At 61.5% G+C, this 24,336-nt stretch carries 15 protein-coding genes; 7 read left to right on the forward strand and 8 right to left on the reverse strand.

Annotated features, from left to right (window positions below; translation table 11 throughout):
* Positions 1-24 precede the first annotated feature (24 nt).
* The 3 genes from TBK1r_RS26480 to TBK1r_RS26490 form a co-directional block, all read right to left on the reverse strand.
* On the reverse strand, positions 25-1,497 hold the full coding sequence (locus TBK1r_RS26480) for an RtcB family protein (protein WP_419581597.1): 1,473 nt from the start codon (positions 1,495-1,497) through the stop codon (positions 25-27).
* A 21-nt stretch (positions 1,498-1,518) separates the two neighbouring features.
* On the reverse strand, positions 1,519-4,563 hold the full coding sequence (locus TBK1r_RS26485; RefSeq protein ID WP_419580423.1) for a CHAT domain-containing protein: 3,045 nt from the start codon (positions 4,561-4,563) through the stop codon (positions 1,519-1,521).
* A gap of 303 nt (positions 4,564-4,866) precedes the next feature.
* Complete coding sequence (locus TBK1r_RS26490) at positions 4,867-6,429, reverse strand: UxaA family hydrolase (protein ID WP_419580424.1); 1,563 nt, start codon at positions 6,427-6,429, stop codon at positions 4,867-4,869.
* Between the two features lie 283 nt (positions 6,430-6,712).
* Between TBK1r_RS26490 and sucC the strand changes: the two genes are divergently transcribed.
* Positions 6,713-7,900, forward strand: a complete 1,188-nt coding sequence (gene sucC / locus TBK1r_RS26495) for an ADP-forming succinate--CoA ligase subunit beta (protein ID WP_145217783.1) — start codon at positions 6,713-6,715, stop codon at positions 7,898-7,900.
* A 127-nt stretch (positions 7,901-8,027) separates the two neighbouring features.
* On the forward strand, positions 8,028-8,900 hold the full coding sequence (sucD, locus tag TBK1r_RS26500) for a succinate--CoA ligase subunit alpha (RefSeq protein ID WP_095740718.1): 873 nt from the start codon (positions 8,028-8,030) through the stop codon (positions 8,898-8,900).
* Between the two features lie 287 nt (positions 8,901-9,187).
* On the opposite strand, the gene TBK1r_RS26505 is transcribed toward sucD, so the two are convergent.
* The 4 genes from TBK1r_RS26505 to TBK1r_RS26520 form a co-directional block, all read right to left on the reverse strand.
* Positions 9,188-9,613 (reverse strand): hypothetical protein, encoded by a 426-nt coding sequence (locus TBK1r_RS26505; RefSeq protein ID WP_145217785.1) that lies wholly within the window; start codon positions 9,611-9,613, stop codon positions 9,188-9,190.
* Entirely contained in the window at positions 9,610-10,710 is a 1,101-nt protein-coding gene (locus tag TBK1r_RS26510) for a hypothetical protein (protein WP_145217787.1), read from the reverse strand. Before TBK1r_RS26510 ends, TBK1r_RS26505 begins: the two co-directional genes overlap by 4 nt.
* A 1-nt stretch (position 10,711) precedes the next feature.
* Positions 10,712-10,987, reverse strand: coding sequence for a DNA-directed RNA polymerase subunit alpha C-terminal domain-containing protein (locus tag TBK1r_RS26515; RefSeq protein ID WP_145217789.1), 276 nt, complete (start codon positions 10,985-10,987; stop codon positions 10,712-10,714).
* A gap of 168 nt (positions 10,988-11,155) precedes the next feature.
* Entirely contained in the window at positions 11,156-15,922 is a 4,767-nt protein-coding gene (locus TBK1r_RS26520; RefSeq protein WP_145217791.1) for a DUF4332 domain-containing protein, read from the reverse strand.
* Between the two features lie 375 nt (positions 15,923-16,297).
* On the opposite strand from TBK1r_RS26520, the gene TBK1r_RS26525 reads away from it, so the two are divergent.
* Together TBK1r_RS26525 and alaS are read left to right on the forward strand one after the other, a co-directional pair.
* Positions 16,298-17,167 (forward strand): hypothetical protein, encoded by an 870-nt coding sequence (locus tag TBK1r_RS26525; RefSeq protein WP_145217793.1) that lies wholly within the window; start codon positions 16,298-16,300, stop codon positions 17,165-17,167.
* A gap of 78 nt (positions 17,168-17,245) precedes the next feature.
* Positions 17,246-20,077: an alanine--tRNA ligase gene (gene alaS / locus TBK1r_RS26530; RefSeq protein WP_145217795.1), complete on the forward strand. Its 2,832-nt coding sequence runs from the start codon at positions 17,246-17,248 to the stop codon at positions 20,075-20,077.
* Between the two features lie 285 nt (positions 20,078-20,362).
* Here alaS and TBK1r_RS26535 read toward each other — a convergent pair whose 3' ends face one another.
* Positions 20,363-20,806: a TM2 domain-containing protein gene (locus TBK1r_RS26535; protein ID WP_419580425.1), complete on the reverse strand. Its 444-nt coding sequence runs from the start codon at positions 20,804-20,806 to the stop codon at positions 20,363-20,365.
* A gap of 158 nt (positions 20,807-20,964) precedes the next feature.
* On the opposite strand from TBK1r_RS26535, the gene TBK1r_RS26540 reads away from it, so the two are divergent.
* The 3 genes from TBK1r_RS26540 to TBK1r_RS26550 all read left to right on the forward strand — a co-directional run bounded on the left by TBK1r_RS26540 (position 20,965) and on the right by TBK1r_RS26550 (position 24,288).
* A complete protein-coding gene (locus TBK1r_RS26540; RefSeq protein ID WP_145217797.1) occupies positions 20,965-21,438 on the forward strand; it encodes an HD domain-containing protein in 474 nt (157 codons plus the stop codon).
* 286 nt (positions 21,439-21,724) lie between these two features.
* A complete protein-coding gene (locus tag TBK1r_RS26545; protein ID WP_145217799.1) occupies positions 21,725-22,723 on the forward strand; it encodes a glycosyltransferase family 2 protein in 999 nt (332 codons plus the stop codon).
* Entirely contained in the window at positions 22,720-24,288 is a 1,569-nt protein-coding gene (locus TBK1r_RS26550; protein ID WP_419580426.1) for a hypothetical protein, read from the forward strand. Before TBK1r_RS26545 ends, TBK1r_RS26550 begins: the two co-directional genes overlap by 4 nt.
* Positions 24,289-24,336: the final 48 nt, after the last annotated feature.

The following is a 24,336-nucleotide window of genomic DNA, read 5'->3' on the forward strand; positions in this document are numbered from 1 at the left end:
ATGGGCGGGCGATCGGCGCCCATTCTAGTCGTCGGCGGCCGCGCCGTCTTTGATCACAAATTTCGCTTTCAACCGAGCAACCTCTTCGGCCAAGCCGGCCTGACGCACGCTCCGGAGCACCTCTTGAAAATCCTTGTACGCGTCGGGTGCTTCGTCGCGGGGATAGGCACTGCAATTGCTGATCACGTCATGCTCGGCAAGGCCTTGATCGATTTCGTGTTGCACTAATTGTTTCTTGGCCTTGGTGCGACTGAGCCGACGTCCCGCGCCGTGATTGACGCTAAAGGCCGCTGCCGCCGCTCCCGCGTTTGCCACCATCACGCTGGACCCATCGCGTGGATTTCCTGGCAGCAGGATCGGGTGTCCGGTCGATTCAAACCGCGTGCCGACCAATTGTGAATGCCCGGCCGGCAACGCGCGGGTGGCGCCCTTGCGATGGACCCATTGGACCTGTCCATCGATCGGTTCTTGACGGGCGATGTTGTGCGAAATGAAATAAATCAAATCGCCACGCACCCCGGGAAAGACTTCGCGAAACGCTTCCAGTACCAAGTCGTTGATTAGCAGATGATTGACGGTGGCAAAGTTGGCTCCCATCGCCATGTCACACAGATAGTCACGGCCTTCGGGTGAATCCACCGGCGCATAGACCAGTTGGGGATCACCAGCGGGGAACGCCAAACCCTGTTTTTGGAATACCGTTTTTAACGAACGGAACTGCGCCACGGCCAAGTCGTGCCCGAAACCACGTGAACCGCAATGCGATAAAAAGGCGACGCAGCCAGCTTTGAGCCCGAACGCTGCGGCGAGATCGCGTTGCGAGTCGACCAGCTGGACCACCTCGGCTTCGCCGAAATGATTGCCGCCACCGTAGCTGCCCAGTTGGCGATACTTGGATTCGATGCGATCGAGTTTATCGCGGGTCCGTCCCATCCATTCCAGCCGCGCCGCCAACGTGTCGGAGCTGCCATCGGGTGCCGTGTGAGACGCATCCTCGCAGGCGTCGGCCCAGGATTTCGAGATCCCGAGTTTCTTCAGCACCTGTTTCGACGCCCCCTCGGTCGCGATTTGAAACCCCAGTTTGCCGTCGACACGTCGCGACTTGGGGGCATGGCGTTGCCCGCGTCCGGCGCCGGTGGGAACACGTTTGCAAATCGCGCGAATCAGTTTTTTTCGAACCGGCAACGACTCGATTGCGTCGGCCGGCAAATCCATCTGCAACAGACTCATGCTGCACTTGATGTCGACGCCCACCGGTCCGGGATAGATGTGGGTGGGAGAAACCATGACACAGCCGACCGGCGCGCCGTAACCGACATGGGCGTCGGGGTTGAGCACGACGCGTGAAACACCCGGTGCGCGGCGGCTGTTGATCGCCTGGGCCAGCGTCTCGCCGCCGAACGACTGACGAATGGGCTCGGTACCAATCACGGTGATCGGCGAAAGGTCATCGCCGACCGGAAGGGTCGCCAAGGCGTCCCCCGTGACGGTCATCATCTCGTGCGTCGTGTCCACGCGTTAATTCAGCGGTGCGGCGTGCAGGTAAGTCGACCAGAAAAACGGTTCATCTCCGGTCAGTGTCTCCCGTTCTTGATCGGATCCGGACAGGGTAGGTTCGCCTAGCGGCGAAATTTCACTGCGGCGGAGGACACTTTTGGCCCGCGTCAAAGCATCGGCGGCCCCCAAAAACGGCAACTCTTGGACATATTCACGCAACAGGATCGCCGTCGATTCTCCGCCCACCGCCCAGCGGCTGAGGATCACATCGCGGACACCGCTGTACTGGAACGCGGCGATCGTGTGCATGATCTCGTGGCCCGAGACGCCTTGGCTGGTGTCCAGGTTGGAACGAAAACCGGGCAGAAAAACAGTGGCGGGCGTTCCCGGGGGATACCCCAACCAGGATCGCAGCCGGCCTTGCCGCAGCGACGCTTCGTAAGCGGCAAGCGGCGAATCGAGCACCGAAGCGGGGTTGGGCGTCACCGGTTCACCGACCAGCAGATGCCCGGCAACCTCGCCGCTGCGGCTGGTCGGGATCGACGCATCGGCGGGCAGACGGACGGCGGCACCGGCGTGAATGGAATCGAGGATCGATTTCACCAACGATGCATTGGTTTCCGCGTCGCGTGGGGCGAAGAATTTTCCGGCCGTCATGGCGATGACCGGGTTGGTGGTTTTCGACGCCGTCGGATAGATCGCCAGTGAAGGCGTGGCGGCGTAAGACACGTTGATCGAATCCCCCAGCAACGGCGAATCTCGTTCATCAGTCGGAAGCAGCTCAAAGGGCAGGTACCAGAGCAGCGAATCGGGGATCACGACCAGGTGTTTGATTCCCGCCAGTCGTCCGGTGATCAGCGGCCCGGTGCCGGTCGCGATCAAACGGTCTCGCAACGCGACCGCGTCGTCGCGCCAGCGGTCGTCTTCGGGCAGCCGCGCGCCACGCGTCGGTGCCGCCCCGATCCCGCGCGTCAGCTTGGCGATTTCGCCGGCGATGCGGCTGGAACCCTTGATCGGCCAATAGGTGGATTTCTGTTTGGTGCACAGCACGACGTGGAGCACACTTCCGTCCTCGCAAAACGCCAGGATACCGACGTCGTCGGCCAGCACCGCAGTGGGTTGTTTGTCATCGAGCGGATGGGGCATCACGACGGGCAGCTCGTTGCGATCGATGGCAATCGCCCAGGCTTGGGCATCGAGTTGATCGATGCGGTTTTGAACGAGCGCCGGATCGGCGCCGGCGGCGGGTTTGGCATCCAACGCGGCTTTGGCGGCGTTGCGGAGGTCACGAATGGATTTATCGGCTGCGTTGCGAAATTCAACGACTTTCTTTTCCAGCAATTCGTCCGGCATACGCGAGAGCGCCCGCACTTGCATCACGCGTCCGCCCAACGGCAACTGGCTGCGAATCCGTCCCGCTTGCAGGTCTTCGATGCGTGCGAGCACGTCTTGGCCGCTGTCGCGTGAGGCCGCGGTACGCAATCTGGCCAGCCGCAGCATATCGCGATCGGCGATCACGCCGGCGATTGCATCGACGGGGTCGCGTCGCCAAACTTCGATCGGGGGATCATCGGCATAGCGAGACAGCAACACATCGGCAGACTGGCCATCCAGATTTCGCCCCAACGCCAACCGCACACGCTGCAGTTGATACAGTCGCGGCATCGAGATCAGCGACCGTTTCCGCAGCCGGCTGTTGGTCGCAAACTGAAAGATCTGTGACAAGCTCTCGTCCCAGGGGCGGGCCGCACCGGTATCAGCCGACGTGTTGGCCGCGCGGGTGGCCAAGCGGGCTGCGACGTAGGCGCCGTAGGCATCCAGCCGGGGTTGAAAAACGTCGCGCCGCATCGCGATCGATTTCGCTTCGCCCAATCGCGCTTGGGCCGAGGCAAAATCGCCCGCCGTGACAGCGGCATCTGCCGAAGCGATCAGGCAGTGCAGGGCGGCCAGTCGCGATTTCCGCAGCAGGTTGGTCGCGGCGACTTGTCCGGCCTGTTGGACCACCGCGGCGTCTTTGGCCGTCGCGCAACCGGCGGCCAACTGCAACGCTTCGCCGACCCATTCGAAATAATCCATCGACGCGGCCTGGTTCGTGATCGCCAAACACAATGGGATCGCCGCGGCGGGTTTGTCCGATCCGGCCAGCGCCGATGCGGCACAGAGCCCGGTGATCGGGGTGATCGGGTGAACGCCCCCGTTGTACATTGCCTTGGTCGCGGCATCGGTCACAGCCTCTTCATCTTGCATCGCCCCGAAACGCTCGGCCGCCCGCATCGCACCGATCAAACTGCGCGCGATCGGCAATTGCAGCCCGGCAGGATACTTGGTGCTATCGAGCAACTGTGTCGCCAACGCGTCGCCTTCGGCAAGCGGCCCTAGGATGATGCGTCGACGGTAAGACGCGATCGCCAGCCCGCGCAAAATTTCGATTGCGTCGATGGGCTTGATGTTCAACTCTTCGATGGTGCCGCCCTGAGCCAATCGGGCCTCGGTCAGTTGCTCACCGGAGTAAAATTTAATCGTTCGGGTGACGGGCAATCGATTGACGGCGTTGGCCTCAGGCCACAAGTACTGCTTCGGTGCATTTTGGAACTGCGACATCAGGACTTCCGACCACACCGGACGCCCCAGCCAACCGCGATAGCGAATCGCGATCTTCAACGACATATCCAGACTCTGCATCGCGCCTTCCAAGTCGCCGAGTCGGTACTGGCATTCGCCCATCATGGCGAACACCGGAATCGCATCGATCCAATGCCCGTTGATGTCTTTGCGGGTGCGCGAGATCGCAACGTCAAAGGCATCCATCGCCCGTTCCAAATCACCGCTGCGGTAAACTTCCAAGGCGAAGTAATACTCCGGTGACGGATAACCGCCGCCCATCGGCTCGCGGCCCAAGCTCGGCCCAAGCCCTGCGCCTTGGCCCAGCGCCGTCTCCGAGACAGAGAGCGACACGAGCAACAACAACATCGCGGAAAACATGCGGCCCGAGCGGGTCGAAGAGAAGAATCGCGCCATCATGCTGGTGTGCCTTTTGGGATTTCGGCTGGGGAGAATTCGGTTCACCGACTCAATCCGGGGCAACGGTCCAGGAACGAGATCGGTGCGTGCGCGTGCGAGGCAACACGGCGCGGGGGCTTTTAGTTTACGCCACGGTTAGGCTGCGGTCGAATCTGGACCGGGGAAGTCGCGGGCAGAGCAGCGGGACAGATCGAGCTGCGGGAGAGCCGGTCCACGAAAGCGGCGGCCCCCCCGAAGAAACGGGACACTCAAAGATTGGTGGGTTTCTTTTCATCCTGACGGCCCATGAACGCCTGATCGGCCGCTTTCCCATCATTCCTTGCGACTGACGCGTTCCCAGGTGCGCTGTCACAGCGTGGGGCCGACGGTCCAGGGAACGAATTCATGGTCGCCAAAACCGTTTCGTTCGCTGGCCGTTTGTTCGCCGCTTGCCACCCGCAAGGCGAACTCAAAGAATTCGTCGCCGAGTTGCTCGATCGATTTGCCGGCGATCGCTTCGCCGGCATTCAGATCCATGTCGTCACGCATGCGGTGAAACAGGTCGCTGTTGGAGGCGACCTTGATCACCGGGGCCGGCTTGCAGCCGAAACAACTGCCGCGGCCGGTGGAAAACATCACCAGATTCGCTCCCCCGGCGACCTTTCCGGTCACGCTGGCGGGGTCGAACCCCGGCGTGTCCATCACCGTCAGCCCCTTGGCGGTCACGCGTTCGGCGTAGTCATACACCGCTTCCAATGCCGTCGAGCCGCTCTTGGAAACCGCGCCGAGCGATTTTTCGGTGATCGTCGACAGCCCGCCGGCTTTGTTTCCGACCGACGGGTTGTTGTTCAGCTCGCCGCCGTAGTGGGCCACGTACCGCTGCCACCAATGCAACAGGTCGACCAATTTCTGCGCGACCTGCGGTGACCGACTGCGATCGCACAGCAAGTGCTCGGCGCCATACAGTTCGGTCGTTTCCGAGATGATCGACGTGCCGCCGCACGCCACCACTCGATCGGAAACGATTCCGATGGCCGGATTGGCGGTGATTCCGGAATAGCCGTCGCTGCCACCACATTCGACGGCGATCGAAAGCGCCGAGGCATCGGCGGTGGTTCGGGTGGCCTGGTTGGCCAAATCCAACACCTGTTCGAGCATCCGTTCGCCCCGGGCAATCGTGGCCTGCGATCCGCCTTCGGTTTGCATGGTCAACATCGGAACGCCGTCGTCGCGGGTCAGGGGCCGGCCGTCGGGAGCATGCAGCGGAACGATCCCGTGATGTTGGGCGAGATAGGCGGGCGTGTTTTGTTCGCAACCCAGGCCGATGATCAGCCGTCCGCCGACGTTGGGATGGTCGGCGTAACCGGCCATCGTTCGAGCGATCATCTGATGCTTGCGTCCGTCGAACTCGATCGCACAGCCGGTGGTGTGCGAGGCCGCGAACACGCCGTCGACATTGGGCCAACGCCGCAGACGCTGTTCGTCAAATCGCGCCACGATCTTGTGACAAACCGTCGCGCTACAGTTGACCGTTGACAAAACCGCCACGTAGTTGCGTGTGCCGATTCGCCCATCGGGTCGAACGTAACCCTGGAAAGAACGTCGCAGGGGCGAAGGTTTTGCGGGCGGGTTGGTCGACGTGATCGTCACGGCCACGCGATGCCGGTCTTGCAAATTATGGGTGTGGACGTGGCACCCTGGTTGGATGGATTCTCGAGCGATTCCGATCGGTTGGCCGTACTTGCGAACCGGCGTCTGGGCGGGGATCGGGCCGATGGCAAACTTGTGCCCGGTCGGAATCGGGCCGGCCAGCGTGATCGGGTTTCCGTCGACCCGCAGCACCTGGCCGGCGACGAGTGGCTTGGTCGCAATGACCACGTTGTCGTCGGCGTGCAATCGAAGGTAGTCGGGCATTTCTTTGACGTTGCTCATCACGTAATCACGCTGCCTATGGTTCCGGCGCCAGCGGCGCGAACGTATATTCGCGGACCCGTAGCCGGAGCACCAGGGTACAGCATTTGCTGGGATGTTTGCCGCAGGGACAGTCTTCCTTTGCGAAGGGAGTCTGTCACTGACGACCTGTCCTTGCAATCAAGCTTTGGGGCTCACACGCTTCGGGGCGTCTCGGCAGCTGGAGCTGTCGTGAACAGGGGTTCGGGCTGACGAAGCCGTCCCACCGATACATCGTCTTCCACGCACGCGGATCGAAACCTCGATGAAAATCCACGAATATCAAGGCAAAGAACTTTTCCGACAGGCCGGAGTGCCGGTCTTGGACGGCATCGTCGCCACCACGCCCGACGAAGCTGCCGCGGCGTACGAAAAACTGGGTGGTAAGATCGCAGTCGTCAAGTCACAGATCCACGCCGGTGGACGGGGCAAGGGCACGATCATCGACAACCCGAAACAGCACGGTGTGGTGCTGACCAAAAGCGCCGACGAAGCTCGGGCGGCCGCGGAGGGATTGCTGGGAAAGAAACTGGTCACCATCCAGACCGGACCGGCCGGCCAAACCGTCAACAAGGTGTTCGTCGAAGCCGGCTGTGACATCGCCCGCGAGCTGTACCTGGGAATCGTGCTCGATCGCGCCGTCGCCAAACCCGTGCTGATGGTCAGCACCGAAGGCGGCATGGAGATCGAAACGGTTGCCGAAAAGACCCCCGAACTGATCCACAAAGAACACTTCGATCCGGCCGTCGGGCTGGAAGCCTACCAAGTGCGAAAGCTCTGTAAGAAGTTGGGCATCAGCGGCGCAGCAGCCAAGGCGGCGGCGAAGTTCATGCCGGCGATGTGCCGGTTCTACGTCGATTACGATTGCGAATTGGCCGAAGTCAACCCGCTGGTCATCACCGGCGATAACCAAATGATCGCCCTGGACGCCAAGATCACCTTCGACAACAACGCCCTGTTCCGCCATCCCGACTACACCGATCTGCGTGACCTGGCCGAAGAGGAAGAGAGCGAGCTTCGCGCCGGCAATGCCGGACTGAGCTATGTGAAACTGGAAGGCAACATCGGCTGCCTGGTCAATGGTGCCGGGTTGGCGATGTCCACCATGGACATCATCAAGTACCACGGCGGCCAGCCGGCAAACTTCTTGGACGTCGGCGGCAGCGCCAACACCGAACAAGTCACCGAAGCGTTTCGGATCCTGTTGTCCGACCCCAACGTCAAGGGCGTGCTGGTCAACATCTTCGGCGGCATCGCCCGCTGCACCACCATTGCCGGTGCACTGATCGAGGCGAGCAAGACCGTCGGCTTTGACGTTCCACTGGTGGTTCGTTTGGAAGGCACCGAAGTCGAAGAGGGACGCAAGATGTTGGCCGAAAGCGACGTCGATGTCATCAACGCGACCGACATCACCGACGCGGCAAAGAAGATCGTCGCCGCGACCGGGGTCTGATCCCAATTTTGAAACCTGAACTCTCAAGTTTCATCTGGGAAGCTTGAGATCGGAAATCCGAAGTGCTGCACTTCGTTTCAACCATTCAACCAATCGCACACCTGACTCGACTGAGACGAACCTTCCGATGAGTATTTTGATTGACGCGAGTACGAAAGTCATCTGCCAGGGCATCACTGGCAGTGCGGGCAAATTCCACACCCTGGGCTGCCGCGATTACGGCACCCAACTGGTCGGCGGCGTGACGCCGGGCAAAGGCGGCCAAGACGTCGAAGGGATTCCCGTTTTTGACACCGTCGAAGAAGCCGTCGCTGAAACCGGCGCCGACGCGACCATGATCTTTGTCCCCCCGCCGTTCACCGCCGATGCCATCCTGGAAGCACTCGATGCCGGCATCAAGGTGATTGCCGCGATCACCGAAGGCGTGCCGGTCATCGACATGGTGCGGGTCTACGAAAAGGTCCGAGCCAGCGACGCAGTGTTGATCGGTCCCAATTGCCCCGGCTTGATCACCCCCGGCCAGTGCAAGATCGGGATCATGCCCGGCTACATTCACAACCCCGGCAAAGTCGGCGTGATGAGCCGCAGTGGGACGCTGACTTACGAAGCCGTTTGGCAAACCTCCGCACTCGGACTCGGGCAGAGCACCTGCGTCGGCCTGGGCGGCGACCCGATCGTGGGGACCAGCTTTATCGATCTGCTGAAACGCTATCAGGCGGATGATCAAACCGAAGCGATCTTGATGATCGGCGAGATCGGCGGATCGGCCGAAGAGGAAGCCGCTGCGTTCGTCAAGGAACACGTCACCAAGCCGGTCGCGGCGTTCATCGCCGGCCGGACCGCACCTCCCGGAAAACGCATGGGCCACGCCGGTGCCATCATCAGCGGCGGAAAAGGCACGGCAACGGAAAAGGTTGCCGCACTGGAAGCCGCCGGTATCACCGTCGCCCCGACCCCGGCCGACATGGGCCAAGCCGTCGTCGACGCGATGAAAGGCTAGCCGTCTATCGCAGCTCCATCTTCGAGTAGTGGACGAGGCGACGAGTCCTCTGCTCCATCTTCGGGTAGTGGACGAGGCGACGAGTCCTCTGCTCAATTTTCGAGTAGTGGACGAGGCGACGAGTCCCCTGCCAATCTGCCAACTACAGAGGACTCGTCGCCTCGTCCACTACCGCCTAGCCGAAACACTACCGCCTACCCGAAAAGCCCGAGGCAACAACGCTTCGCTTCGCAGGGTCGAGATACAGCATCACCCGCGGTGCGGTTGGCGGCCCCGACACCGGCATTTCACTGCGAGGGACGACTGCGGCGTTCATCACCGACGACGATGACACTGCCCTTGTGAATTGACTGCGGGGCGACGAGATAGAACGGCTGGTCGGCAACGATTTCTCGGCCGTCACTGAGGAACAATCGCATCCGCACGCACCACCGCAGACGGATCAGCCGGCCGTGATAACTCAACGGTGTCGCTGGCAGCAAGCAGGAGAGCGAGTGCTTGTCGGCCAGCCCGAAGCGGCGAATCTGCTCTTCCTCATAACGCTCAAAATGGTGCACATGCAGGTCGGTGTCGCCCTTGCCCTCGGAATACCAGAGCACGGAGATCTCGATCGCACTGAGCGAATCCAGCGTGACGCGGGACACCCGCCAGGTCGCTGAGAGCTCTTTTCCGCCCTCGTAGATGCCGTCCTCGCGGCACAACGACACGCTCACCGCGGGCTGCGTTTCGGAGGCAAGCCTGGAGGATGAACGACGACGGGATAGCTTCGGCAGAACGATGGCCACGGACGGGCTTCTCCAGAGACGATCACTTTCCATCGCACCGCGTTATGCGATGCCACAAAGGAATGCATCACATTGGATGGAAGGTCGATAGTGAATTGTTGCTCCCAAGGTGCCTGCGGGTCAACTCGAACATCACGTTCGGCACACAATTCTTGCGTGAAAACTTCATATCGTTCCACCCGGACATCCGTCCCTTGGCGATAAACCGTCTCTTCCTCGCATGCGACACGCACACGCAGCCGTCGCAGCCGCAGCCGTCCGGATTGTGAAACGAACAGGCGGTATTTGCAGCCTGGGTAGAGCGGATGGTCACTGATTTCGACAATCGTCGGCCCAATCCCCGCCGATCGACGCAGCTGGGCCAAAAAATACCGAAACGACCAATAACCGACCCCGCCAAACGGTAGAAGCAGTCCGGTCAGAATATAACGCGGACTCGAATGCCAGAATCCGAGCACGACCACGGCCAGCAAGACGAACCAAACCGCGTTCCAGAGCAATGCCAGCAGCGCCGGGCCGACCAGCTCGTTGCCCGATGTCCCCTCGGCGGCTAAACGGTACGTCAAACGCTCGCCCGGACTGTCCGTCAGCGCGTTGCCGCGTGGCACCGATGGCATCTTTTCGATCTCAGTCGCCGACGGAACGATGATCTCGATCGACGACGCCCGCTTGGCCATGGCCGACCGGCGCTCATTGCTGGCCCCCACGCGAACCAGGCGATAAATCAATCCGCCCGCGCCGGAACCGATCGCTGCGACCCCCAAGATGCCGAAAATCCAGCTCGCCAAGCCGCCCCCCTCAAGTTCTTCGGGGGTAACGGCTTCGGGCTGGATTTGCGTTAACTCTTTGAGTGTCTCCAGCTGGTCCCAGGAAGACAGCTGGCTGATCACCACCAACGACACGACAAACACGCCGACCAAGAAAACGCCGCTGTAAAAGGCGGTTTCCCAGAGCAGGCTGCGGAGCTCCGTGCCGATGAACCGCTTTCCCCGTTTCTTGCTCCAGGGTCGAAGAAAGCGCGCCATATCAACGGGGTTGCTGAGGTCGTCGGCTGGGGCGATAGAACCCAAGCTCTTCCAACGCTGCGTAAACTTCACCGAGAGTCTTCTCGCCGAAGTTGCTGATCGACAGCAAACGCTTGGGCGTCGCGCCCAACAGATCACGCACCGTCAGGATACCGGTTTCTTCAAGACAATTCGTCGTGCGAACCGACAACCCCATCTCGGCGATACTCAAATCCAAACGCTCGTTGCGCAGACGAGCTTCCTCGTCGGCGCGGCTCAGTGGAATTCGCGTGCTCATTCCAAACTCCTTTTGGTCGGGCAAATGAAGGGTGGCAAGATTTGTCGAGAGAGTAAGCGATGATCACGCAGTTGGCAAAGAGCCTGGATCGAAAATCCCACGTTTTGCGGGAATCACTGTTGGCTTGTGGGTGCTACGGTTTGCAAGCAAACAAGAAAGCACCGACACCTACGCCGCAACCAATTCGCGACTCAACGCCGCGTACTGAATCCACTCGGTGACCTCGTCCAGATCCGGCAACTGGCCTCCGCGGATGATCCGCTTGCCTTCGTTGCTTCGGGCGACCGGGTCGATCAACGCGAACAATTCACTCGGGTCATACTCCGCGACTTCCTCCGCCGTCGTGACATCCGCAGCCACCAACAGCTGCGCGTCGTGCCCACGCAACATCGGGACTCGGCAAACCAAGATCGCCTGGTTTTGCCACGCCGTGATCACCTCCGCGTCGATCCGTCGGTGATCCAAGCGATCGGCCAAGTCGGCCGCGTCGGCACGGAGCAGGTCGTCCACGGTGACGATGTCGACCGCTTCAAGTCGTTCAGCCATTCGTGCTCCGATCGACGGCGCGTCCACGATGGGACTGTCGCGTTGGAGATAAAAACGAAGTTCCTTGTCGCCGGTTTCGGAGTCGAACGACTGAGTCTCGTCACGCATCCGCTCCCGTCGTCGCGAACGCTCCGAGGAAGAACGCCCCGAAGACGACCGCTCGGATCCGCGTCGTGACGAGCGGCTGCTCGAACGTCGCGACCGCGACTCGCCGTCGCGACGGCTTCGCGTGCGGTCGCTTCGCTCGGTTTCAGAATCGCTGGTCCGGTAGTTCTGATCCGCGGTTTCCGTCGAATCCGCTTCGCGGCGCGAACCCGACTCACCGACGCGACGGCTGCGTCCGTCGGCACCGATGTCGTGGCTGCGGGCGGTGCCGTTGATGGATCGACTGCCGTTTCGAGCCCCATTGGAATGCCCATTGGTTCGACCATTGGACCGGCCCGGCAGTCCGCCACTGCGTTGTCGCGAGCCGGATGAACGCCGGCCTGTTCGGGATCGATTGGATGAGGCACGGACGACGTTTCCGTTGTCATCGACGAATTCGTATTCATACCGATCGTCGTCCAGCTTGGCATCGAGCGGCTTGCGATCGCGTGGCTGGCGGAGCACCCGACCGTCGACCGTTTGGTGATCTCGCGCCATGCCCAGCGGGTTGTCGTCGGTGTCGACGTTTGCCGCCGCGATCCAGCTGGTGATCCGCGAAAGCTCGTAGCTGGTGCCGCTGAGCAGGATCCGCTGCCCGCGTTCGGTCGCCAAAAACGCTTCCACGCGGTCGAGCAGATCGGCCGGGTCGATCGACGCCAAGTGCCCCGCATCGGCGATTCCGCATCCGACCAGCACCCGGGCGTCAAATCCACGCAGCTGGGGGACATGGCAAACCAAGCGGCTCTCGGCCTGCCAACGCCGAATCGTCGCCGCGGTCACGCCGGCCAGCCCGAGCGAATCGGCCAGCCGGTTGGGATCTTGGTTCATCAGATGATTGATATGCGTGACCTGCAATCTGCGCAGACGCGCCGCGGCAACCGCGTCGATCGAAGGCGCTTGATCGATGGGGCTGTCGACGGACAGGAAAAACGGGGACACCGGTCCGCGATGGCCGGCCGCCGGGTCGCCTGATGGCTTGGATTGCAGGTGCTCCGCCGCCGACCGAGACGCGGCCGCTGGAGCACGGTGACCGTGCATCGCTGGGGCACTGCGCACCGATTGCGTCGCCGGCGCGGTCGTGTAGGAATCGGCGAAATAATATCCGTCGTGCCAATGCCCCGCATCGTGTTGCGATGGATCAACGAACGTCGGATCCGGAGATCCCGCCGGCATCGACGCCCGATAGTCCGTCGCCTGCGTGGCGGGAGCAACCGGTGCGGCTAGTGATGCCGGCCCCATGTAAGCAGATCCCATGTAGGGCGTGTCTGTGTAGGGCGAGTCTGCGTAGGGAGAGCCCGGATACGGCGCCGGTGAATGAGCCGAGACGTGAGCGTTGTGTCGACCGGACAGCGATTCAGCGTAGGGTGAAATCCCGTACGCTTCCTGCCAGACTGCGTCCAGGTTGCGATTGATATCGGCCAGCGAGGCACCGATCGGCAGGTGATCAAAGTACTCGTCGTGATAGCGGTCGACGAAGGCATCGCTGTGCGACATCGGATCATGGGAAGCGACGCCATTGGAACCCAGACCATGGGACGTTGGCGGCAAGTGCGGCGGCAAGTGCGGCGGCGTGTGGGGACCGGCGTACGCTTCGTCCGAAAAATGCGGGCTCCAAAGCGGTCGGTGCTCGTGTCGGACGCGTTGACCATGGATCGTAAACACCTGGCCTCCGTGGCGAGCGACTTGGTCGGCAAACATCGAATCGCTGGCCAACAAGACGACTTGCCGTCCATTTTTGGCAAAGTCGTCCAGTGCGGCGAGCACCGAAAGGTTGACGCCCGCGACAGGCGAACCGCCGGCATCGATGGGGTAGTCTGCGGGAATCGCACCCAACGTTTCGCCGACCTCTTGATGCCGCAACAGTTCGCGCGGGACTTCGATCACCAGCGGGATGGCGCGTCCGGTCCGGGCCAGCAAGTCGGCGGCGGCCATGCGTAGTGCCAGTGCCGCCAGCGCTCGATCGGCCGCGGGGCAATTCGCTTCTTCACGCCCATCGATCTTGGCAAACCCGACTCGCGTCGCCGTCTCGACTTGATCGGGGGCGGTGGTGAAATCGGCGTCGTTCCAATCCAGCCGCGACAACCGGCCGCCGGAGAGCCGGACCAACCATTGGCTCGCTTCATCGGCCAACGGAGACGCCGAGCGGGACACCGCTTGGGGCACGCCGAGCATTTTGATCAATTCGGCCCGACGACGTTTCAGCCATTTCACCCGCGGCGTCTCGCCCAAGCTCGGCTCGGCAAGCGAGTCGAGGGCTCGCAATTCAGACTCAACCGCGTCGATCTCCCGTTGCAGCATCGCGGGATCCCACGCGGCTCCGCTTTGCCCCAGATAATCGCGGCCCAGGTCGGTGTAGCTAACGTCAACGCCAGCCCATGGGGAAGCATCCAGTCCCGGGTAGGCGGATTGTGCGGCGGGGCTGATCGGCTGGGCCAGCATCTGACGACGCAGCCGCGCCGCCCGGGCGACACAGCGATCGAGTTGTGCGGTGACTTGATCGAGTTCCTTGCTCCGCGCGATCGCTTCACCATCTAGGTGATTGATGTACCAGGCCGACCAGGTTTGCCGATGATAGGCTTCGTCCAACCAAGACGGATAGCGGAGCCGTTCTGCCAACTGGCGATTGCGAACCAAGCCTTCGCGATAGGCCAGCAGCCGCTCGATCGTCGCGACGACCCACTGTTCGCTGCGTCGCAAGTCGTACAACTCGTGGTCTCGACGCACGGCCAGTGCCTGTTCGGCGGCGCGTGCTTGTCGCGACGGCTCGGTCGCGGGATAAGCAAACCGGAATCCGTGCCGACGAACATTTTGCAAGTCGTCTCGGATCGCGCGGAGCGAGTGCACCAGCGAGTGGCTTCCCCGATAAGCCAGATCCGCAGGCAGATCGCGATACCAGACCGGAGCCGCCGAGTGGGGGTGATCGTAGCGGGCCGCAAGCCAATCGACCTGGCGCACGATCGCTTCGATCCGCAGATCGATTTCATCCGGCCAACGCGACGGGCGGGCCCCGGTGGCAAACGCCGCCCACGACGCAGCCATCGAAGGGTCATCGGCGTAGTGATCGAGCGAGGAAAGAAAGTGGTGCATGCGCTCGCGGCGCAGCATGTGTTCCGACATCGGCAATGCCCCGGCCTCACGCAACGGCCGGTCGAACGCGTCGCGGTGAACGGCGGAGGAGATGATTTCGCGCAGACCGGACAACTCCGTCATCACGCGACGCCAGCGAGTGATTTGGGCATCGACGTCAATTAATTTGCGGCGCAACTCGGCGTCGACGTCCAATGCCGCCCCGTGGCTGATCGCCCGGCCGCCGGCCAGTTCGGCACCTGCGTCGCGGGCATAGGGCGACGCGGTGATCGGTGCGGTGTACCGAACGCGATTGCGATCGAATTGCAGATGGGCCAGCCAGCGAGACAGTTCACTGTGCCGGACACGAAGCTGCCAAATCTGATCGTGAAGCTCGGCCAGTTCGGCACCGATCGGCGCGTTAGAGTCGGGCCGCTGTGCGGAGTGCTGTGCTGATCGCTGTGCCGATTGCAGGGCCGCCAGACGGGACAGCAACTGTCGTCGCCGCGTCTCGACGGATTCGGCGTCCAACACGGAGGGATGCGGGCCGGCGGAGGTCTGCCGAATCGATGCCAATTCGGCTTCGATGCGGGCCAGTTCGTCGCGCATCGCACGTCGCGGCGCGTGCTGGTCGGCCGATGCGGCCGGCGAGAGCCCGCTGACGGTCGAACGATTGACGGGCAATCCGGCGAACAAGGCGGGATCGCCCAGTCCGCTGCGGAGGCAGGCTGCGATGACTCGAGAAATGCTGATCACGGCGGTGTCGGTGACGATGCCGTCGACGATCGACTCGGGAATGCGAATCGATTCCAAGGCGCGGGTCGCGTCGGTCGAATCGGCGATCCCGTTGATCCAGCTGCCGTGCAGCCAATCGAATCGATGCGAGGCCTCGCCGCGGGATTCGAATTCGATGGTCCGTCGTCCGCTGGGCGTGCCGTCATGTTCACGCCGGCAATGGATTTTTCCGTTGCGGTCGGCCCAGACCACGCGGCCGGCCGAGGAACTCATCATCCCCAGCGGGTAGTCGCGTCGGATCAGCGAGTCCCGGATGAAGCGGACGATCGCCGTTTTCCCAGAACCCTCCGGCGTGCAAATCACGTTCAAGCATTCTGAGAATGGCCCCAGCTCGACACGAGTCAGGGGGCCGTGAGTGTCGATATCGATCCGGTCCAACAACATGGTCGGGCTCCTCCTTGGCCACAGCAACAATACATTTTCAGCGGCCCGAACGACGGCCAAAATTCATTTCGACGTTGCGGGAAACGGGCAGCTGGGATGCGGGATCGGGGCACTTTAGTGAAAGTCGTGTTTCACGAAAAGAGGAATCTGCGGCCGCCTTGTCTTGACGCGCCGCCCGCAAAATTCGTAGTCCAGGGGCGTGAAACGACGCCTGATCGCGGTCGCCGACGTTCGCCATGACGCTGACGGGCCGATGCCGTTTTTGGCCCCCGACACATCCGATTCTTTTCCAATATGCTGCCCATGCCGCGATGCCACCTCCCGCCGCGATCGAATCGACCGCCCGGCAATCCCCGCCGTCGTCGCCCCCTGGCGATGCCCCTGTGGCTTGTCGCGCCCCTTCTGGCCGCCCCGATCTTGCTGGCCGGCTGTGCCTCGTGGTCCAGCTGGCCCGGCCATGACGATCCGCATCAAGAAACCCGCGCGGCCGCATTACCGCTGAAAAGAATCCCACGCTCGATCGAGCTGGAAACGCGTTTTGTCCAGATCCGCTTCGACCCGACCGATCCCGACCAGCTGCAATCGATGTGGCAATGGGTGGACGAAACCGTGCTGCCGCCGGAAACCCGAAAGGTGCTCTATCACAACGGGTTACGGATCGGAAAAGCGGCTCAGACGGACCGCTTGGTCGGCAAACTCGATTCGCTGCAATCGGCCCAACCGCCCGACGTCGTCGCCGAATTCCTGAGCTCGGTCTCGGTTTCCAGCCACCAATCCGAAGGCTCCAAGACGATCCCGATGCGGCTGGGAAAACGCTACGAATTGCCGGTCCGATTGCCGGTGCAAGGCGACCATGTGGTGATCATCCACGAGGAACCGCAACCGGTCGGCCAAACGCTGCGAGACCCCCAGTTTCTGTTGGCGGTCACGCCCCAGCCGGGCAGTTCCGCCGCCCAAATTCGCCTTCGAGTCCGCCCCGAAATCCAGCACGGCGACATGCAGCAAGACTGGGTCCAGGGGGATGCGGCCTTGCGGATCGACGTTCGCCGTCAATCCTGGTCGCTCGATGCGATGGAATTTGAACTGATCGGCGGCGAGGGCGACCTGTTTGTGATCTCCGAAACGGCCGACCGGAAGGGGCTGGGCACGGAGATGTTTGGGGGCAAAAACGTCGACCAAATGGAGCAACAAACGGTTTTGCTGATCCGCATCGCCAACGTCCCGACGCCCGCGGAAAAGCTGTAACGCTCCGTCTACGAGAAATCGGATCCATCCGATATCATCGGCGGCACTGCACTTCTTTCAATCTCCGTGCGTTGACCCATGAAAACCGACGAACTCCGCGAAAAATATCTCGAATTCTTTGAATCCAAGGGCTGCGTCCGAAAGCCCAGCGATGTGTTGGTCCCCACCTGGGACCCCTCGGTCCTGTTCACCCCGGCCGGGATGAACCAGTTCAAGGATCACTTTCTGGGCAAAGTGAAACTCGATTTCACCCGCGCGACAACCTGTCAAAAATGCCTCCGAACCGGCGACATCGATAACGTCGGCCGGACCGCCTATCACCATACCTTTTTCGAAATGCTGGGGAATTTCTCCTTCGGCGACTATTTCAAAAAGGAAGCCATCGCGTGGGCCTGGGAGTTCTTGACAGCGAAAAAGTGGCTGGCCATCGACCCGGCTAAATTGTCCGTGACGGTCTACAAAGACGATGACCAAGCCTATGACATCTGGAAAGAGTCGATCGGGCTGCCGGACGATCGGATCGTGCGGATGGACGAAGACGAAAACTTCTGGCCCGCCTCGGCACCCAGCGAAGGCCCCGACGGGGTCTGTGGGCCGTGCAGCGAAATCTATTATCACCTGGATGATGGCAGCGACGTCGAAATCTGGAACCTGGTCTTCACCCAGTTCAATCGCGTCGGCGATCCGCCGGACAATCTCAAACCCCTGCCCAGCCAAAACATTGACACCGGCATGGGCCTGGAACGAACCGCCAGCGTCCTGCAAGGCGTTTCCACCAACTTCCACATCGATTCACTGCGGCCGATCGTCGATGCCGCCGCGGACGTCGTCGGCGTGCACTACGACCCGGACAGCGATAACGGTCGGCGCCTGCGGCGGATCACTGACCACGCACGGGCGTGCGCCTTCGCGATCCACGAGAACGTCTACCCCGGACGCGACAAGGCCAAGTACGTCGTCCGTCGTCTGATCCGACGCGCGGTGTTGGACGGCTACCAGATGGACCTCCGCGAGCCCTTCCTGCACAAGCTCGTTGCCGCGGTCGCCGACGCCAGCCGAACCGCGTACCCGGAACTGAGCGAAACGATCCCACGCGTCAGCGAAGTCATCGAGTCGGAAGAGAACGCGTTCTTCGGAACGATCGACGGCGGCATGAAACGTATCGGTCAACTGTTCGAAGAGATGAACGAAGAAGACGCGGTGATGGTCCCCGGTAAAGAAGCCGCGGAACTGAACACGACCTATGGCGTCCCGCCGGAGTTGTTGCAAACCCTCGCCGCCGAGAAGAATTTCACCTTCGATTGGCCGGGCTATCGCGACGCGATGCACGAACACGCGATCGCCAGCGGTGCCGGGCAAGTCGAATTGTTCCAGACCGGTCCCCTGGAAACACTCAAGGAAGCTCTGCGTGAAACACCGTTCGTCGGCTATGACACGACCGAGACGACCGCGACGATCAAGGGCATCATCACCGGCGACGGCAAAGACAAAGACGACGAAGGCCAGTTGCTGAGCCGCATCAGCCGCCCTGGCGACGCTGAATTCCGTTTGGTGCTCAGCGAATCCCCGTTCTACGGCGAATCGGGTGGCCAGGTCGGCGACATCGGTGTCATCCGCTCGGATGATTTCGAATTCATCGTCCACGATACCCAGAAACACGGCGGCCTGATCGTCCACCACGGCAAGCTGACCAAGGGTGAAATCAAAGAAGGCGCGAGCTGCAAAGCCGTCGTTGATACCGAGCGACGCGGCGCACTCGCCCGCGCCCACTCCGCCACCCACATCCTGCACCACGCACTGCACACCAACATCGGTGACCACGCCCAACAACAGGGCAGCAAGGTCGAAGAGGATCGTTTGCGTTTCGATTTCACCAACCAAAAACCGATTCCCGACGACGTCTTGGTCAAAATCGAAAGCGACGTGATGACGCGGATCGACGAAGACGCCGAGGTCTCGTGGCAGACCATCCCGCTGGCCGAAGCTCGCAAGGCCGGTGCGATGATGTTGTTCGGTGAAAAGTACCCCGACCCCGTCCGCATGGTCTCCATCGGCGACTACAGCAAAGAGCTTTGCGCGGGGACGCACGTGACCCGTTCCAGCAGCGTCCAAACGTTTGAATTGATGGCCGAAGAAAGCGTCTCTGCCGGCACACGTCGAATCGTTGCCCTGACCGGCGCCCGCGCCGAACAGCATCGTCAACAGACGCAAACGTTGCTCGCTGATATCGCCGCGCGACTCGGTACCGACCCGGCACGCGCCGGCGGTGCGATCGAACAGTTGGCCGGCGAAGTCCGACAACTGAAGAAGGAACTCACCAGCGGTAAACCGTCCGAGCATGCCGACACGTTTTCCGTCGCCGCGGATTGCCCCGCCGCGGACGTCAGCGATTATCCCAGCGTCCGCGCCAGCGTCCGTGAGATCACGCGACGGCTGAACGTCTCTCAAGACGAAGTGCTCGCGCGTATCGATTCGATGCTCGCCGACCGCGCCGGCTTGGTCGCGCAATTAAAAGAAGCCACCGCCGGCGGAAAGATCACCGCGGATGACTTGATCGGCAAAGGGGAAAAGGTCGGCGACGATTTGATCGTTGTCGCGGAAGTCCCCGGTGCCAACCCGAACGTCATGCGAGGCTGGATCGATCAGATCCGAAAAAAATCCTCCGGCGGATCGGCCGTGCTGCTCGGTACCGTCCAAGGCGACAAGGTGGTCCTGGTGGGAGGCCTCAGTCACACGCTGGTCGACAAAGGCTTGAAAGCCGGCCAATGGGTCGGCGCGGCCGCCAAGATGGTCGGCGGTGGCGGCGGTGGTCGCCCCGACATGGCCCAAGCCGGCGGCAAAGACCCCAGTAAACTGCCCGCCGCACTCGACGCCGCGAAGTCGTCGATGCGGGAACAACTCGGCGCGTAAGCGTTGTGCCTGACGAGACTTTGGTCGTTCTGGTTCCGTGGTGGATCAAGAATCACTCGGCTCGGTTCGCCAAAGGCGATCAACAACATAGCCTGGGGTGAGACCGGATGAGCCCCGGCGAATCCGGGCGTAACCCCAGGCTATGTTGTTCATGCCCTTTGGGCAAATGCTGCGGAACGGTTTCCGCCTAAGAGTCGGACTGGGTGCAACATTCAATTTTTCGAACGCCAGGCGGAGCCTGGCCACGACACAGGACACGCTGAAAGCCTATCCTCCTCCGCTCCCCTACTCCCAGGCGTTCAGTTCATCGATCTGCTCATTCAACGTCAGCAGGTCATAGACGAACCCGACTCCCAGCAGCCCACCGGTCAGCAGGTACAGCACACCGGTAAAGATCTTGCCCATGTACAAGCGGTGCACACCGAACAGCCCCAGAAACGTGTGCAGCACCCAGCAAAGCGTGTAATCGAACCGTCCCCTGCGGTACCGCCGTGACGCGTCTTCGGCCATCGACGGGATCAGGAACAGGTCCACAATCCAGCCGATCAAGAACACGCCGCCGGTGAAAAACCAAATCACCCCCGTGATCGGTCGGCCGAAATAAAACCGGTGAGCACCAAAGATGCCGAGGATCCAGTAGAGATATCCGATCAGCACCGGGTGGGTCGGCGACGTTTCAGTGGCCACACTGTGGTCGGGGTGGGGATAACTGTCAGTAGCAGCGTGCATGGCTCGGCGATGCGGTGGAAAGGACGATTGGGTGACAGCGGGAGGTCTTTTTGGCACAACACTCGCCGCCGTTGCTGTGATTCGCAAATCGTGTTCCAGTCTTGGCATCGGCCGGAACCGTTTCACTGAACTTCCTCCAACCGTAGGAACCCCACACCATGCCTGCGACACTCGAAGACGCAATCGCTTTGGCCGCGACACACTTCACCGGAATCACCGACAAATCGGGGCAGCCCTACATTCTGCACTGCATCCGTGTGATGATGGGCGTGGAGTCGCTGGACGCCAAAATGGTTGGCGTGCTGCATGATTTGGTCGAAGACACACCAGTCACCCTGGACGATCTTCGATCACACGGATTCAGCGATCGGGTGGTCCAAGGCGTCGATCTGATGACCCACCGCAGCGAGACGTCGTACCAGGACTACGTGATTCGGTTGCGAGAAAACGAACTCGCCCGGCAAGTCAAATTGTCCGATTTGCGCGACAACCTCTCCCTGGACCGCGTGTTGCTCCGCGGCGAACGCTTCCAACGAGACCTCTCACGCGTGGGCAAGTACGTGGCGACCCATCGATTCCTGATCGACGAAATCGACGAAGCTGCCTACCGCGAAATCATGGAGCGTTTGTAGCCGCGCTGCCGCTGTTCGCGGAACGGCGCGAGCGGTTCATGCTTCACAGTGGTGTTAGCGGCAGGGCGCAAGCCGTCCGGTCCCTCATCGTTCCCCGAAACACCGGAGGGCTCGCGCCATGCCGCTCAAAAAATGCTTCAAAGCGTTGCCCGAAAGGCGTCGAAGCAAAACGCGCTAGAACCCTCGATTTCCGCCTGCGGCCCTGTCCGGGACAAAACGAGCGCATTTCTGCTAGGATGCTCCGTCCCCCTTTTTGACTGGTCAATCGCTTGCTGAGACAGCTTTGATGAATGGTTTTCCGGGATCCGCGACGTTCGTGATCCCCACAATGGACGAACAAGACACCGTGGGCACGTTGGTCGAAAAGATCGGCGAGGCCTGTCGCGGCATCGACTTGCCCCACGACGTGCTGTTTATCGATGACGGCTCCACCGATCAGACCTGGGCCCGGATCGAATCGCTGGCCGACCAACACGATCACGTTCGCGGCATCCGGTTTCGACGAAACTTCGGCAAAGCGGCGGCGCTCTCGGCGGGGTTTGCGCAGGCCACCGGCGAGGTCGTGTTCACGATGGACGCCGATTTGCAAGATGATCCGGTGGAGATCCCCGCGTTCATCGACAAACTGAACGAGGGCTTCGACGTCGTCAGCGGCTGGAAACAGAAACGCAAAGACGCGCTCGACAAGACTCTGCCCAGCAAAGTGTTCAATTGGCTGGTCAGCCGGATGACCGGCGTGCACCTGCACGACCACAATTGTGGGTTCAAAGCGTACCGCGGGCCGGTGACCAAAGACGTCACGTTGTACGGCGAGCGACACCGCTTCGTTCCCGTCTTGGCCGCCGCCCGGGGCTGGCGCGTCGCCGAGATCCCCGTCGTTCACCACGCCCGCCAATTCGGCCGATCCAAGTACGGCGTCTCGCGACTGGCCAAAGGGTTCCTGGACCTGCTGTCCATCTTTTTCTTGACGACGTTCGGCAAGCGGCCCTTCCATTTTGTCGGGGCGATCGGCTTGCTGTTCTTTTTGACCGGTGGCTTCGGGCTGGTTTATCTGTCTGCGATGTGGGTGATCTCGCGACAATTGGAATCGATGAAAGACGTTGATCTGCACGCGTCGGCGTTGTTTTACTACTGCATCACCGCGCTGCTGCTGGGGGCACAGATGTTCCTGGCCGGGCTGTTGGCCGAGTTGATTGTTTCCTTGTCTGAACAGTCCAAGCACCCCTACAGCATTCTGCAAGACACCGACGCGACTGCGAGATCGGCCGGCGGAGGTCAGCGATGAAAGATGCAAGCGAAACGGGGATTCCGATCGCAGGTGTCTACACGCTGTTGATCGTGATCGCACTGTCGGTCGTCTCGGGCCGCATCGCCACGGTCATCAGCCGGGAAGGCGACACGCCGTTCTTGAGCGCGAACGATCGATCCCGCTGGTGCACGATTGCCGCGTTGGTCGAAAACGGAACCTATCAAATCGATCCGTTCCTGGAACGTCGCGGGATCAAACAGAATCGCCGTCCCTGGGCGACGATCGATCTGGTTCGGCATCGCGGCAGCGACGGACAGTTGCACTACTACAGCAGCAAGCCGCCGCTGCTGCCGACGATCTACGCCGGGGTGTATTGGTGTGTGTCGCGGACCATGGGGATGTGGCTGAGCGATTACCCGATTTATGTCGGCCGAGTGATCCTTTGGCTGGTCAACGTCCCGACGCTGTTTGTGTTCTTGATCTGCACCATTCTCGCCATCGACCGCGTCACGCACTCGGTTTGGGCAAAGTGTTTTCTCGCCGCATCGGTCTGCTTCGGCACGATGTTGCTGCCGTTTTCGATCGCCCTGAACAATCACTTGCCGGCGGCCGCGTCGGCTGCGGTGGTGCTGTACGTCTTCGTGCGATCGCTCCAGCAGCCGACTGGCCACGGATGGTGGTTGCTAGCCGGACTGGCGGGCGGATTCACCGCCGCCAATGAATTGCCGGCGCTGTCGATGACCGTTTTCTGGGGCGGACTGTTGTTGCTGGTCCAGCGGCGGTCACTCCCGGCCTACTCCGCCGGTGTGCTGATTGTCGCGGTGGCATTTTTTGCGACCAATTGGATCGCCCACCAAAGCCTGCGGCCGCCGTACACGCACCGCGGCGACGGGGAACTGATCACCACACTCGACCACGCCAAAACGACTGACGATCAATTGCGATCGGCATTGGCGGCGCACGATTTGGCCTCGGACCAATCCCGGATCGAAACCGGCCCGTCACGCGATCCCCAGCGGACCCGGGTGGTCGTCGACGGGAAACAACAATTCGGCCTGATTCGCAGCGCCGACGGACCGTCGCAGCTACGGCATTGGGACGATTGGTACGACTATCCATCCAGCTATTGGGTCGACGGGAAACGCCGGGGCGTCGACGTCGGCGAACCGTCGCGACTGGTTTACGCCGCCAACATGACGGTGGGGCACTACGGGATTTTCTCGCTCACCCCGATCTGGTTGCTGATGCCGATCGGATTGCTCGGATTGCTGTCATCACGCTCCACGGAACTGCGTCTGCTGCTCGCCGTGATCGCGTTGGCGACGGTTGTTTGTGCGGTGTTTTACGTGCTTCGGCCGGAGATCGACCGCAATTACGGCGGGGTCAGCGTGAGTTTTCGTTGGATGCTGTGGTTTGCACCGCTGTGGTTGTTCGCGATCGCCGGGCCTGTAGAGTGGCTCAGTGGTCGTCCGTGGGGGCGGTGGCTGGCGTATGTTTTGCTAGCAGCCAGTGTGACTTCGATGTCGATCTCGCTCGACGGTCCCTGGCAGTCTCCTTGGCTTTACCGGTTTTGGCAGTATTTGGGCTGGCTCGCCCCGTAAATCAGGCACTACTATCGTGTCGTCGGACGGACCGCCAATCCGTCTGGC

It is taken from the genome of Stieleria magnilauensis (genome assembly GCA_007753675.1).
GTDB lineage: Bacteria > Planctomycetota > Planctomycetia > Pirellulales > Pirellulaceae > Stieleria > Stieleria magnilauensis.